12 protein-coding genes and 1 riboswitch are annotated in these 11,404 nt (G+C 72.7%); of the genes, 6 read left to right on the top strand and 6 right to left on the bottom strand.

Going from position 1 to position 11,404, the window contains the following annotated elements:
• The first annotated feature begins 244 nt into the window (after window positions 1-244).
• Together ACFC0D_RS29745 and ACFC0D_RS29740 are read left to right on the top strand one after the other, a co-directional pair.
• Window positions 245-892: a DUF4126 domain-containing protein gene (locus ACFC0D_RS29745; RefSeq protein WP_376442413.1), complete on the top strand. Its 648-nt coding sequence runs from the start codon at window positions 245-247 to the stop codon at window positions 890-892.
• Between the two features lie 67 nt (window positions 893-959).
• Window positions 960-2,393, top strand: coding sequence for a phytoene desaturase family protein (locus ACFC0D_RS29740; protein ID WP_376442410.1), 1,434 nt, complete (start codon window positions 960-962; stop codon window positions 2,391-2,393).
• A gap of 15 nt (window positions 2,394-2,408) precedes the next feature.
• On the opposite strand, the gene ACFC0D_RS29735 is transcribed toward ACFC0D_RS29740, so the two are convergent.
• From ACFC0D_RS29735 to ACFC0D_RS29710, 6 genes are all read right to left on the bottom strand, one after another.
• On the bottom strand, window positions 2,409-3,221 hold the full coding sequence (locus ACFC0D_RS29735) for a hypothetical protein (RefSeq protein WP_376442407.1): 813 nt from the start codon (window positions 3,219-3,221) through the stop codon (window positions 2,409-2,411).
• Window positions 3,222-3,272: 51 nt separating this feature from the next.
• Window positions 3,273-4,190 (bottom strand): methylenetetrahydrofolate reductase [NAD(P)H], encoded by a 918-nt coding sequence (gene metF, locus ACFC0D_RS29730; protein ID WP_376442404.1) that lies wholly within the window; start codon window positions 4,188-4,190, stop codon window positions 3,273-3,275.
• Window positions 4,191-4,330: 140 nt separating this feature from the next.
• Window positions 4,331-4,981 carry a thiamine phosphate synthase gene (thiE, locus tag ACFC0D_RS29725; RefSeq protein WP_376442401.1) on the bottom strand — a complete coding sequence of 217 codons (651 nt, stop codon included), beginning with the start codon at window positions 4,979-4,981 and terminating at the stop codon, window positions 4,331-4,333.
• 85 nt (window positions 4,982-5,066) lie between these two features.
• Window positions 5,067-5,432, bottom strand: coding sequence for an Rv2175c family DNA-binding protein (locus ACFC0D_RS29720; RefSeq protein WP_376442398.1), 366 nt, complete (start codon window positions 5,430-5,432; stop codon window positions 5,067-5,069).
• Between the two features lie 44 nt (window positions 5,433-5,476).
• Window positions 5,477-6,691 (bottom strand): NAD(P)/FAD-dependent oxidoreductase, encoded by a 1,215-nt coding sequence (locus ACFC0D_RS29715; protein ID WP_376442395.1) that lies wholly within the window; start codon window positions 6,689-6,691, stop codon window positions 5,477-5,479.
• A 28-nt stretch (window positions 6,692-6,719) separates the two neighbouring features.
• Complete coding sequence (locus tag ACFC0D_RS29710) at window positions 6,720-7,061, bottom strand: hypothetical protein (protein WP_376442393.1); 342 nt, start codon at window positions 7,059-7,061, stop codon at window positions 6,720-6,722.
• Window positions 7,062-7,115: 54 nt separating this feature from the next.
• Window positions 7,116-7,228, top strand: a riboswitch (TPP riboswitch).
• Here ACFC0D_RS29710 and thiO point away from each other — a divergent pair.
• From thiO to pknB, 4 genes are all read left to right on the top strand, one after another.
• Complete coding sequence (thiO, locus tag ACFC0D_RS29705; RefSeq protein ID WP_376442390.1) at window positions 7,226-8,392, top strand: glycine oxidase ThiO; 1,167 nt, start codon at window positions 7,226-7,228, stop codon at window positions 8,390-8,392. (Overlaps the previous riboswitch by 3 nt.)
• Window positions 8,389-8,601, top strand: coding sequence for a sulfur carrier protein ThiS (gene thiS / locus ACFC0D_RS29700; RefSeq protein WP_376442387.1), 213 nt, complete (start codon window positions 8,389-8,391; stop codon window positions 8,599-8,601). The genes thiO and thiS overlap by 4 nt, the downstream gene beginning before the upstream one ends.
• Before the next feature lie 5 nt (window positions 8,602-8,606).
• A complete protein-coding gene (locus tag ACFC0D_RS29695; protein ID WP_376442384.1) occupies window positions 8,607-9,401 on the top strand; it encodes a thiazole synthase in 795 nt (264 codons plus the stop codon).
• 91 nt (window positions 9,402-9,492) lie between these two features.
• Window positions 9,493-11,403, top strand: a complete 1,911-nt coding sequence (gene pknB, locus ACFC0D_RS29690; protein ID WP_376442382.1) for a Stk1 family PASTA domain-containing Ser/Thr kinase — start codon at window positions 9,493-9,495, stop codon at window positions 11,401-11,403.
• The last annotated feature ends 1 nt before the right edge of the window (window position 11,404 follow it).

The raw sequence follows: 11,404 nt of genomic DNA, 5'->3' as shown, positions 1-11,404 counted from the left end.
CAGCCCCCGAGCCTCGCCGTCCGGCGTTTCCGCACCCCCGTGCTCCCCCGTGGTACCCCCGTACCCCCGTGCACCCCCGTGCCGGCAGGCGCACGGCCCCGTTCCGCCGCCCCGTGTCGGCGGTCCGGAGCCGTGCCCCTTCCGTTGCCTCCACTCTTCCGTCTCGGCAGGTCGGAACCCATCCGCATCCCTACTCATCTCACGCCCTAGGTACGGGTACTCAGACCTGGATACGATCGCGGGCGTGTCCGTACTCCCCCTGGTCTTCACCAGCGGCTGGGCGAGCGGGATCAACGCGTACGCGGTGGTCCTGCTGCTCGGCGTCTTCGGCGCGACCGGTATCAGCGACGAGGTGCCCGCGTCGTTGCAGCGCACCGATGTCCTGATCGCGGCCGGGGTGTTGTTCCTGTGCGAGGCGGTGGCGGACAAGATCCCCTACGTCGACTCCGTCTGGGACTCCGTCCACACGGTGATCCGGCCGATCGCCGGCGCCGTCGTGGCCGCCCTTCTGGCCGGGGAGTCCGGTTCGCTGCCCGAACTCGCGGCGGCCGCGGTCGGCGGCTCGACGGCTCTCCTGAGCCACCTCGTCAAGGCCGGGACCCGGATGGCGATCAACACCTCGCCGGAGCCGTTCTCCAACATCGGCATGAGCATCGCGGAGGACCTCGGGGTCGCCGGGATCATCACCTTCGCGATATTCAATCCGGAGGTGGCGGCGATCATCGCGGCCGTACTCCTCGTGCTCGGCCTGGTGATACTGGGCTTCCTCGCCCATCGCATCCGCCGCTTCCTGCGCCGCAGGGCGCAGCGGCGGGAGGAGAAGACCCTGGCGGCCGCGGAGGCCAGGACGCGGGCGCGGGCGCCGTCCGGCGACGGGTCGGAGCACTTCTGACCACGCCTGCCCAGCAGGCCGCACCTGGCCTTCGGCAGTGTCCGAGGCGCCGGATAAAGTCGCTGACATGGCACGGATTGTGGTGATCGGCGCGGGGCTCGGCGCCATGGCGGCGGCCGCCAGGCTGGCCGTGGCGGGCCACCGGGTGACGGTGTACGAGCGCGGCGGGACGTACGGCGGTGCGGTGCGCCGCTTCGAGCGGGACGGGTTCGGCTTCGACACGGGCCCGGGCTTGCTGCATCTGCCCGCGGTCTACCGCGATCTGTTCGTCAAGACCGGCAAGGAGCCGCTGGAGGAGTGCGTCGAGCTGGCGCAGGTCGACCCGGCGAGCCGTCATGTCTTCGCCGACGGCACCCGCGTGGACCTGCCGAACGCCTCGCGCGCGGGCACGGTCTCCGCCCTGGACGCGGCGCTCGGCACGGGCGCGGGTGAGCGCTGGGGCGATTTCCTGGTCCGGGCCCGCGAGGCCTGGGACCGGACCCGCCGCCCCCTCCTCGAGGAGCCGCAGCCCGCGGACGCCTCGGTCCTGGGCCGCGAGCCCTACCCCGCCCTGAAGGCGGGGTTCCTGCGCCGCCCGACGACCACGCTCGCGCAGATCGGCGCCCGTGAGCTGCGCGACCCGCGGCTCGCCGCGCTCCTGGACTCGTACGCCTGGAGCCACGGCTTCGACCCGGCCACCGCCCCGGCCTCGGCGGCCGTCCTGCCGTACATGGAGCAGACCTTCGGCACCTGGTACGTGAGCGGCGGCATCAGGGCGCTCGCGGACGCGGTGTACGAGCGGTGCCGGAAGCGGCGGGTGGAGTTCGTGTTCGACGCCCACGTGGAGAAGGTCCTGGAGAAGGACGGGCGGGCGTGCGGCATCGAGCTGGCCGGCGGGGAGACCGTCGAGGCCGATCACGTCGTGTCGGGCGCTCCGGTGCCCTCGCACCACGACGGGGATCGGCGGCTCGCCCCGAGCGGCGTGGAGGTCGACGCGCTCCGGCCCGACGGCACGGGCCGCGTGACGGTCTGTCTGGCCCTGCGCGGGGCACAGGAGTCCGGCACCGTGCACCGCACGGTCGTGCACGGCTCCGGGGACCGGCCGACGGTGACCGTACTGCGGCCTGACGACCCGGCGCTGCGGCCCGACGGCGACCACGAGTCGGTGACCGTGACCGGGACCGTGGGCACGCAGGGCGGGCAGGACTGGAGCGCCGTCGCCGCGCGCATGGTCACGGCTGCGGAGTCGGCCGTTCCCGGGCTCCGGGAGCGGTTGCTCTGGCAAGAGGTCCGCACCCCGGACGACACGCGGCACGAGACAGGCGTTGCCGAGGTACCCGGACCCGCGCTCGCGGGGGCCGCCGGACGGTATCTCCCGGCGGCCAATCCTTCCCCGCTCCCCGGGCTCTACTTCGCCGGCGGGTGGTCCCACCCCGGCGGCGGGCTCGCGCACGCCGGGATGTCGGGCGCGCTCGTCGCCGGGCTGATCGTGGAGGGCGCGGACTTCCGCGGTTCGCGGTAGGCGCGTCCGGAACGGTCAGTACCGGTACTGCTGGTCGTTGCCGTAGCCGTAGTGCTCCTGCCCCTGCTGGGGGGCGGGCTGCTCGTTGTCGCGCTGCTGGGGCACCCACACGCCGCCGGGCGGGGTGTCGTAGCCGTACGACGGCGCGTAGGGGTCGGCGTACTGCTGCTGGCCGGTGCCGTAGTCGTACGAGGCGTACTGCTGGCCGTCCGTCCCCCCGCCGATGTACGGGTCGGAGTAGGCGGCGTACTGCTGCTGGCCGCTGCCGTAGTCGTAGGCCGGCTGCTCATAGGCGGGCTGGTACGCGGGCTGTTCGTAACCCGGGCTGTAGCCGTCGTATCCGGCGCTGTAGGCGGGCTGCTCCTGCGGCTGCGCCTGGGTGTGGTCGTGGCCGTGGCCGTACGAGGTGTCGTAGATGCCGTACTGGCCGGTGTCCTCGTCCATGGGCTGGGGCTCGTAGACCGCGGTGGACTCGGCGGCGGAAGGCTCCGCGTGCTCGTAGGAGAGGTCGCTGACCTCCAGGGTGGGGCCCGTCTCGACCGGTGCGGACCTGCGGCGACGGCTCGCGCCCGGGCTCCCGCCGATGGCCCAGCCGGTGGAGAAGCCGCGACGGAAGGACAGGGTCACATAGGTCTGGCCGACGGCGAAGGCGATCGCCCCCGCGATGATCACCGCGACCGAGGGCATCAGGACGCCCAGGACGACGCCGAGGAAGCCGCAGAAGGCGAGCACCCGCCAGCGCAGGCGCGCCTTGTACTGCAGGAGCACCTCACCCAGCAGCCACAACGCGACAACGCCGAACGCGATGTAGAGGACCGTCCACCCCATGCCCGCCCCTCTCCTACGGCCACCGCCGCGGGTCTGGGGCGGGTACGCCGGTCACGACTGCACGTGCAGTCCGAGATTCTCGTAGATCTCCAGCGTCGCGGTGGAGTTGTTCAGCGTGATGAAGTGCAGTCCGGGGACACCCTCGGAGAGCAGACGTGCGCAGAACTCCGTCGCGAACTCGATGCCAATGGAGCGTACAGCGGCCGCGTCGTCCTTGACGGCGAGGATGCGTTCTTTCACATCGGCCGGGAAGTGCGCGTTGCTCAGCTGGGGCAGCCGGTCGAGGGTCTTCACGTTCACAACGGGCATGACTTCGGGGATGATCGGCGTCTCGCAGCCGGCCTTCGCCACGCTGTCACGCATCCGGAGGTAGTTCTCCGGATCGAAGAACATCTGCGTGATCGCGTAGTCGGCGCCCGCCCGGCACTTGTCCACGAAGTGACGGATGTCCGTGTCCCAGTCGAGTGAGCGGGGGTGCATCTCGGGGAAGGCGGCGACACCCACACAGAAGTCGCCGGACTCCTTGATCAGCCGGACCAGGTCGGCGGCGTACCGCACGCCCTCGGGGTGCTCGATCCACTCCCCCAGCGGGTCGCCCGGCGGGTCGCCGCGCAGGGCCAGCATGTTCCGGATGCCGGCGTCCGCGTACTGGCCGAGAACATTGCGCAGCTCGGCGACGGAGTGGTCGACCGCGGTGAGGTGGGCCACCGGGGTCAGCGTGGTGTCGCCGGCGATCTTCTGGGTGGCCTTGACCGTCCCGCCGCGGGTCGAGCCGCCGGCACCGTAGGTCACCGAGACGAAGCTCGGCCCGACCGCCTCCACTCTGCGCAGGGCGTTCCACAGGCTCCGCTCACCCTTCTCCGTCCGGGGCGCGTAGAACTCGAAGGAGTACGACGGCTTGCCGGCAGCGAGGATCTCGCGGACCGTGCGGGCACGGTCCGTGCGGGTGGAAGCGGTTCCAAGGGCCATACCGGCAGGTTAGACGGGGTCACACGGCCGGCGAAGCCGCGTCCGAGGAATGGACACGTTTTTGGACAACGCCCAAGGGGCGGACCCGGCCTTCGGACATTGCGCCAAAAAGGTCACGGACGCCGTCCACGGCAGGAAGATCACTCCGAGCGCTCGCGGACCCGCTTGGCCAGGCGGGCCGTCGCGGCGGCCGGGTCGTCGGCCTCGGTGATCGCGCGGACGACCACGATCCGGCGGGCGCCCGCGTCGAGGACCTCGTCGAGGGTGGTCTCGTCGATCCCGCCGATGGCGAACCAGGGCCGGTCCTGCTCCAGGGCGGCCGTGTACCGCACCAGGCCGAGGCCGGGTGCGTACCGCCCGGGCTTGGTCGGGGTGGGCCAGCACGGGCCGGTGCAGAAGTAGTCCACGCCGGGCTCGGCGACGGCCGCGTCCACCTCGGACTCGCCGTGGCAGGAACGGCCGATCAGGACTTCCTCGCCGAGGATCGCGCGGGCGGCGGGCACGGGCAGGTCGCCCTGGCCCAGGTGCAGCACGTCGGAACCGATGGCGTGGGCGACATCGGCCCGGTCGTTCACGGCGAGCAGCTTGCCGTGGCGGCGGCAGGCGTCGGCGAACACGGCGAGGTGCTCCAGCTCCTCGCCGGCCTCCATGCCCTTGTCACGGAGCTGCACGATGTCCACGCCGGAGGAGAGCACGGCGTCGAGGAAGGCGGACAGGTCTCCCTGGCGCTTCCGGGCGTCCGTGCACAGGTAGAGCCGGGCGTCGGCGAGCTGCTCGCGAGGCGTGGACATGGGTGCTTCCCCCCGTTGGGTGCGGTGATCCCGTGGGGCCGGGGCGGGCCCGGCCCCACGGAACCTCTGTGGTGTCTTCGGTACGTCAGACGGCGAGCGCCTGGGCGCGGCGCTTCACCTCCGTGCCGCGATTCTCGCTGAGGGCCTGCGCGGGCGTGCCCGGCAGGCTCTGGTCGGGAGTGAAGAGCCACTCCAGCATCTCTTCGTCGGTGAAGCCGTCGTCCTTCAGGAGGGTCAGGGTCCCGGAGAGGCCCTTGACCACCTTGTCGCCGTCGATGAAGGCGGCGGGCACCTGAAGCGCCTTGTTCTCACCGCGGCGTACGGCGATGAGCTGGCCCTCCTTGACCAGCTGCCGCACGCGCGTCACCTCGACATCGAGCATTTCCGCGATGTCGGGGAGGTAGAGCCAGGCGGGGACGAGAGCATCGATTCTTGCGTCAATCTCGGTCACGTGGACAAGCCTGCCATCCCGGACTGACAGCCGGTAGTCGAGCCCTACTGGAGTGCCGCCTTCAGAGGGACGGACGGGTCGGCGGCACGGTCGGGGTCGACCCGGGCGCCGGACTCGATCAGCTTGCGGCCCTGGGCCAGGTCGCGGGGGCGTCCGACGGCGAGCAGGGCGACGAGCGCGCCGTCGCGCAGCCAGAGCGCCGACCAGGACGGGCCGGCCGGGTCGCCGCGCCTCACCAGCTGCGTGTCGCCTCCATGGTGCCCGGCGTACTGCACGAAGCGGCCGAACTGCTCGGACCAGAAGTAGGGCACGGGGTCGTACGGCCGGGGGGCCTCGCCGATGATGTCGGCCGCGACGGTGCGCGGGCCCTGGAGCGCGTTGTCCCAGTGGTGGACGAGGAGGCGGCGGCCGTAGCGGGCCGAGGGGAAGGAGGCGCAGTCGCCGACTGCGTACACGTCGGGCAGGGAGGTGCGCAGCCGCTCGTCGGCGGTGACGGAGCCGTCCGGGTCGCGGGCGATGCCGGAGTCGGCGAGCCAGCCGGTGGCGGGCCGGGCTCCGATGCCGACGACGACCGCCTCGGCGGGCAGTCGTCGGCCGTCGGTCAGGACGACCGCGCCGGGTTCGACGGCGGCCACGCGCGCGTGGGTGAGGAGTTCGGCGCCGTTCTCCTCGTACCACTGCGCCATCGGGGCGGTGACCTCGGCGGGGAGCGCGCCGGCGAGCGGTCGGTCGCCGGCCTCCACGACGACGACGGCGCACCCCGCCTCGCGCGCGGCGGTGGCGAACTCGGCGCCGATCCAGCCGGCGCCGACCACCACGATGTCGTGGCGCCGCTCCAGGACGGGCTTGAGGCGGGCGGCGTCGTCGAGGGTGCGCAGCAGATGGACTCCGGGGACGCCCTCGGTGCCGGGCAGGGTGACCGGCTCGGCGCCGGTGGCGACGACCAGGACGTCGTACGGGACGGGTCCGGCCTCGGTGTCGACCTCGTGGTCCCCGGCGCGCAGTCCGGTGACGTCGAGGCCGAGGCGCAGTTCGATGGCGAGGGCCTCGAAGTCGACGTCGAAGGCGGAGTCCTCGGCCTTGCCGAGGAGCACGGCCTTGGACAGGGGCGGCCGGTCGTAGGGCTGGTGCGGCTCGGCGCCGATGAGGGTGACCTGGCCGGTGAAGCCCTGTTCGCGCAGGGCGACGGCGGTCTGCACCCCCGCCATGCCGGCGCCCACGATCACGATCCGTTGCTGTGCCTGCTTCTGCTCGCTCACCCGATCACCTTACGCATCTGACGACCCGTCAGGAAGGCAGCTGTTCGACCACACTGGTGCCGGAGCCCTCCTGGGACTCCCATGCCCAGGTCTCCTCCAGCCGAACGCGCCCGTCCGGCAGCTCCACCACGGTCGAGACGCAATGCCCGGAAGAGGTGGATCCGTCCTGCTTCAACTGGACGTAGCGGAAGTCGAGCCGGTCCCCCGCGCGCGTGCCGACGAGATTCCCGCGGACCACGTCCCCGCCCGCGTACTCGGCCCAGATCCGGCCGCCCTCCTCGTGGTAGGTGAACCGGGTGCGCGTACCGACCTGACCGGGGGCCTGGTCGGCGACGGGCGCGAGGACGATTCCGTCGAGAGATCGGGCCACGGTGGAGGCTCCCTTACTGGGCGTCGGGGGCGGGGGTTAGTCTGACCGTCAACGTAGAGCACTCGCGGGAGCCCGGACGCACCGGGCTGAGAGGGAGGCTGGCCGGCCTCCGACCGTACGAACCTGATCCGGGTCATGCCGGCGAAGGGAGGGGCTGGACGCCCATGTCGCGTACATGCAGTACCTCTGACGTTCTCGTCATCGGGGGCGGAATCATCGGTCTGGTCACGGCCTGGCGGGCCGCGCAGCGCGGGCTGCGCACCGCGGTCGTCGACCCGGAACCGGGCGGCGGGGCCGCCCGCGTGGCGGCCGGAATGCTGGCCGCGGTCACCGAGCTCCACTACGGCGAGGAGACCCTGCTCGCCCTCAACCTCGCCTCCGCGCGCCGCTATCCCGACTTCGTCGCCGAGCTCCGGGATGCCACCGGGCACGACGTCGGGTACCGCGCCTGCGGCACGCTCGCCGTCGCGCTCGACGCCGACGACCGGGCGCATCTGCGCGAACTGCACGCCCTGCAGACCCGCTGCGGCCTGGAGTCGGAGTGGCTCAGCGGGCGCGACTGCCGCCGCCTGGAGCCGATGCTGGCCCCGGGCGTGCGCGGCGGGCTGCGGGTCGACGGCGACCACCAGGTCGATCCGCGCCGGCTCGCCGCCGCGCTGGTCACCGCCTGCGAGCGGGCCGGAGTGGTCTTCCACCGGGCCGTCGCGGAGCGGCTGGCCGTCGTACGGGACCGGGCGGCGGGTGTGCTGCTCGCCGGGGGCGAGACGCTCGAAGCGGACCAGGTCGTCCTGGCCGCGGGCAGCCTCAGCGGCCGGCTCGCCGGCGTACCGGACGAGGTGCTGCCGCCCGTACGCCCCGTCAAGGGGCAGGTGCTGCGGCTGAGCGTGCCACGGGCCTACGCGCCGTTCCTGTCGCGGACCGTCCGGGCCGTCGTGCGCGGCAGCCACGTCTATCTGGTGCCGCGCGAGAACGGCGAGCTGGTGGTCGGTGCAACCTCCGAGGAACTGGGCTGGGACACCACCGTCACGGCGGGCGGCGTCTACGAGCTGCTGCGTGACGCCCACGAGCTCGTGCCGGGCATCACCGAGCTGCCGCTCACCGAGACCCGCGCGGGGCTGCGGCCGGGTTCGCCGGACAACGCACCGCTGCTCGGCCCGACCGCCCTGCCCGGCCTGCGACTGGCCACGGGGCACTACCGCAACGGGGTCCTGCTCACCCCGGTCACCGGCGATGTGATGGCCGACCTCCTCACCACCGGCGTGCTTCCGGACGAGGCCCGCCCCTTCACCCCCCGCCGCTTCTCCCCCGTACCTCAGGAGCAGCCCGTATGAACGTCTCGACGAACGTCTCCGTCAATGGCGAGGCACGTGTCCTCGCCGCGCCCACGACCCTCGACGCCCTGGTCGCGACACTGACGCCGGCGCCGTCCGGGGTGGCCGCGGCCGTCAACGAGACGGTCGTGCCGCGCAGCCAGTGGTCCGCGACCGTCCTCGGCGAGGGCGACCGGGTCGAGGTTCTCACCGCGGTGCAGGGGGGCTGAACGCGATGTCCGACGACACCTTCCTCCTCGGCGGTACGGAGTTCTCCTCGCGTCTGATCATGGGCACGGGCGGCGCCCCGAGCCTGGACGTCCTCGAACGCTCCCTGATCGCCAGCGGCACCGAGCTCACCACCGTCGCCATGCGGCGCCTCGACCCGACCGTGCAGGGCTCCGTCCTGTCCGTCCTGAACCGGCTCTCCATCCGAGTCCTGCCCAACACGGCGGGCTGCTTCACGGCGGGCGAGGCCGTCCTGACGGCGCGGCTGGCGCGGGAGGCGCTGGGCACCGACTGGATCAAGCTGGAGGTCGTCGCCGACGAGCGGACCCTGCTGCCCGATCCGATCGAGCTGCTCGACGCGGCGGAGACGCTGGTGGACGACGGCTTCACGGTCCTGCCGTACACCAACGACGACCCGGTCCTGGCGCGGAAGCTGGAGGACGTGGGCTGCGCGGCGATCATGCCGCTGGGCTCGCCGATCGGCTCCGGGCTCGGGATCCGCAACCCGCACAATTTCCAGCTGATCGTGGAGCGGGCCGGGGTGCCGGTGATCCTGGACGCGGGGGCGGGGACGGCCTCGGACGCCGCCCTGGCGATGGAGCTGGGGTGCGCGGCCGTCATGCTGGCGTCGGCGGTGACCCGGGCGCAGGAGCCGGTGCTGATGGCGGAGGGGATGCGGCACGCCGTGGAGGCGGGCCGCCTGGCGTGGCGGGCGGGCCGGATCCCGCGCCGCCACTTCGCGGAGGCCTCGTCCCCGACGGAGGGCCGGGCGGTCCTGGACCCGGAGCGGCCGGCGTTCTGAGGCCGGTGGAGCGGGCCCCGCGCGTCACAGGTGTGCTGCGGTAGCGGCCGGTGGGGACGGGGTGTCCTCACCGGCTCGTAAACTCAGGGCCGTGGACACGACCCTTCATGACCCCCTCGTCGGGCAGCTGCTCGACGACCGCTACCGCGTCGACGCGCGCATCGCCGTCGGCGGGATGGCCACGGTCTACCGGGCTGTCGACACCCGACTCGACCGGGTGCTCGCGCTCAAGGTGATGCACCCGGACCTCGCCACCGACGCCACCTTCGTGGAGCGGTTCATCCGCGAGGCCAAGTCCGTGGCGCGGCTCTCGCACCCGAACGTCGTCGGGGTCTTCGACCAGGGAGCGGACGGCGCGTACGTCTATCTCGCCATGGAGTACGTCGCCGGGTGCACCCTGCGCGACGTGCTGCGCGAGCGCGGGGCGCTCCAGCCCCGGGCGGCGCTCGACATCCTGGAGCCGGTCCTCGCCGCGCTGGGCGCCGCGCACCGGGCCGGATTCGTGCACCGGGACATGAAGCCGGAGAACGTCCTGATAGGGGACGACGGCCGGGTCAAGGTCGCCGACTTCGGTCTCGTACGGGCCGTCGGCTCGGCCACCAACACCACCGGCTCCGTCCTCGGCACCGTGTCGTACCTCGCCCCCGAGCAGATCGAGCACGGTACGGCGGACACCCGCGCCGACGTGTACGCCTGCGGTGTCGTCCTGTACGAGATGCTGACGGGCGGCAAGCCGCACTCCGGGGACACCCCCGCGCAGGTCCTCTACCAGCATCTGAACACCGACGTCCCGGCCCCGTCCGCCGTCGTCCCCGGTCTCGCCCTCGAACTGGACGAGCTGGTGGCGACCGCGACCGCGCGCAACCCCGACGTCCGTCCGTACGACGCCGTCGCGCTCCTGGCCCTGACCCGGGAGGCCCGTTCGACGCTCGGGGACGAGCAGCTGGACGCGGTCCCGCCGCAGGCGCACCGGGAGGACACCACGGGGGCCGAGGACCGGACCAGCGTCATCCCCCGGACCCTGCCCGCGGAGTCCGAGCAGCCGGTGCAGCACACCAGCCGGCTGACGATGCCGCCGCCCGAGTCCCGTCCGGAGTCCCGGCGCGCTCCGCGCCGCCCCCGCGGCCCGCTGCTCGTCCTGGCCGCCGTCCTGCTCTCCCTCGGACTCGGCGCGGGCGTCTGGTACATCAATTCCGGCCAGTTCACCCGCGTCCCGGCCGTCCTCGGCCAGAACGAGGCGCAGGCCACCCAGCGGCTCAGGGACGCCGGGCTCGACGTCGGTGCGACGAAGCGCGCCTTCAGCGAGGTGTACGAGCGCGGCACGGTCATGGCCACCGACCCCGCCTCCGGCGCGCGGATCCGGGGCAACGGCACGGTCACGCTCACCATCTCCCGCGGCCCGGAGATCGTGAAGGTCCCGAACCTCAAGGGGAAGCCGCTGGCGGAGGCCAAGCGGCTCCTGGCCAAGGAGGGGCTGGCGCCGGGTGTGATCACCCGAGCGTTCAGCCAGGACATCGCGCAGGGCGCCGTGATCAGCTCCGACCCCGAGCCCGGCACCGAGCGCAGCCCGGACTCGGCCGTCGCCCTGGTCGTGAGCAAGGGCGTCCCGATCGACGTCCCCGACGTGGCCGGCGAGACGGTGGACGAGGCCACGAGCACGCTCCGGGACGCCGGACTCAAGGTGGAGGTCGCGACCGAGCGCGTCCACTCCCCCGAGGCGGCCAGCACCGTCGCGGCCCAGTCCCTCGCGGAGGGCAGCCGCGCCGCGCAGGGCGACCGGATCGTCCTCACCGTCTCCAAGGGCCCTCGGATGATCGAGGTCCCCGACGTCGTGGGCGAGTCCACCGACACCGCGCGCGAGAGACTGGAAGGCGCGGGCTTCGAGGTGAAGGTCGAGAAGACCTTCCCCTTCCTCGGTGACAAGGTCTCGGGCCAGTCGGTCGAGGGCGGCTCCACCGCCCCCGAGGGCTCCACCGTCACGATCACGATCAAGGGACTGTAAG

It is taken from the genome of Streptomyces sp. NPDC056222 (assembly GCF_042264065.1).
Taxonomy (GTDB): Bacteria; Actinomycetota; Actinomycetes; order Streptomycetales; family Streptomycetaceae; genus Streptomyces.
This window is presented reverse-complemented; position numbering and strand designations above follow the sequence as displayed.

Coding starts and splice junctions, on each gene's coding strand:
- thiE (WP_376442401.1), bottom strand. CDS start 4,981: ATGTCCACGCCTCGCGAGCAGCTCGCCGACGCCCGGCTCTACCTGTGC.
- metF (WP_376442404.1), bottom strand. CDS start 4,190: ATGGCCCTTGGAACCGCTTCCACCCGCACGGACCGTGCCCGCACGGTC.
- ACFC0D_RS29735 (WP_376442407.1), bottom strand. CDS start 3,221: ATGGGGTGGACGGTCCTCTACATCGCGTTCGGCGTTGTCGCGTTGTGG.
- ACFC0D_RS29695 (WP_376442384.1), top strand. CDS start 8,607: ATGTCCGACGACACCTTCCTCCTCGGCGGTACGGAGTTCTCCTCGCGT.
- thiO (WP_376442390.1), top strand. CDS start 7,226: ATGTCGCGTACATGCAGTACCTCTGACGTTCTCGTCATCGGGGGCGGA.
- thiS (WP_376442387.1), top strand. CDS start 8,389: ATGAACGTCTCGACGAACGTCTCCGTCAATGGCGAGGCACGTGTCCTC.
- ACFC0D_RS29740 (WP_376442410.1), top strand. CDS start 960: ATGGCACGGATTGTGGTGATCGGCGCGGGGCTCGGCGCCATGGCGGCG.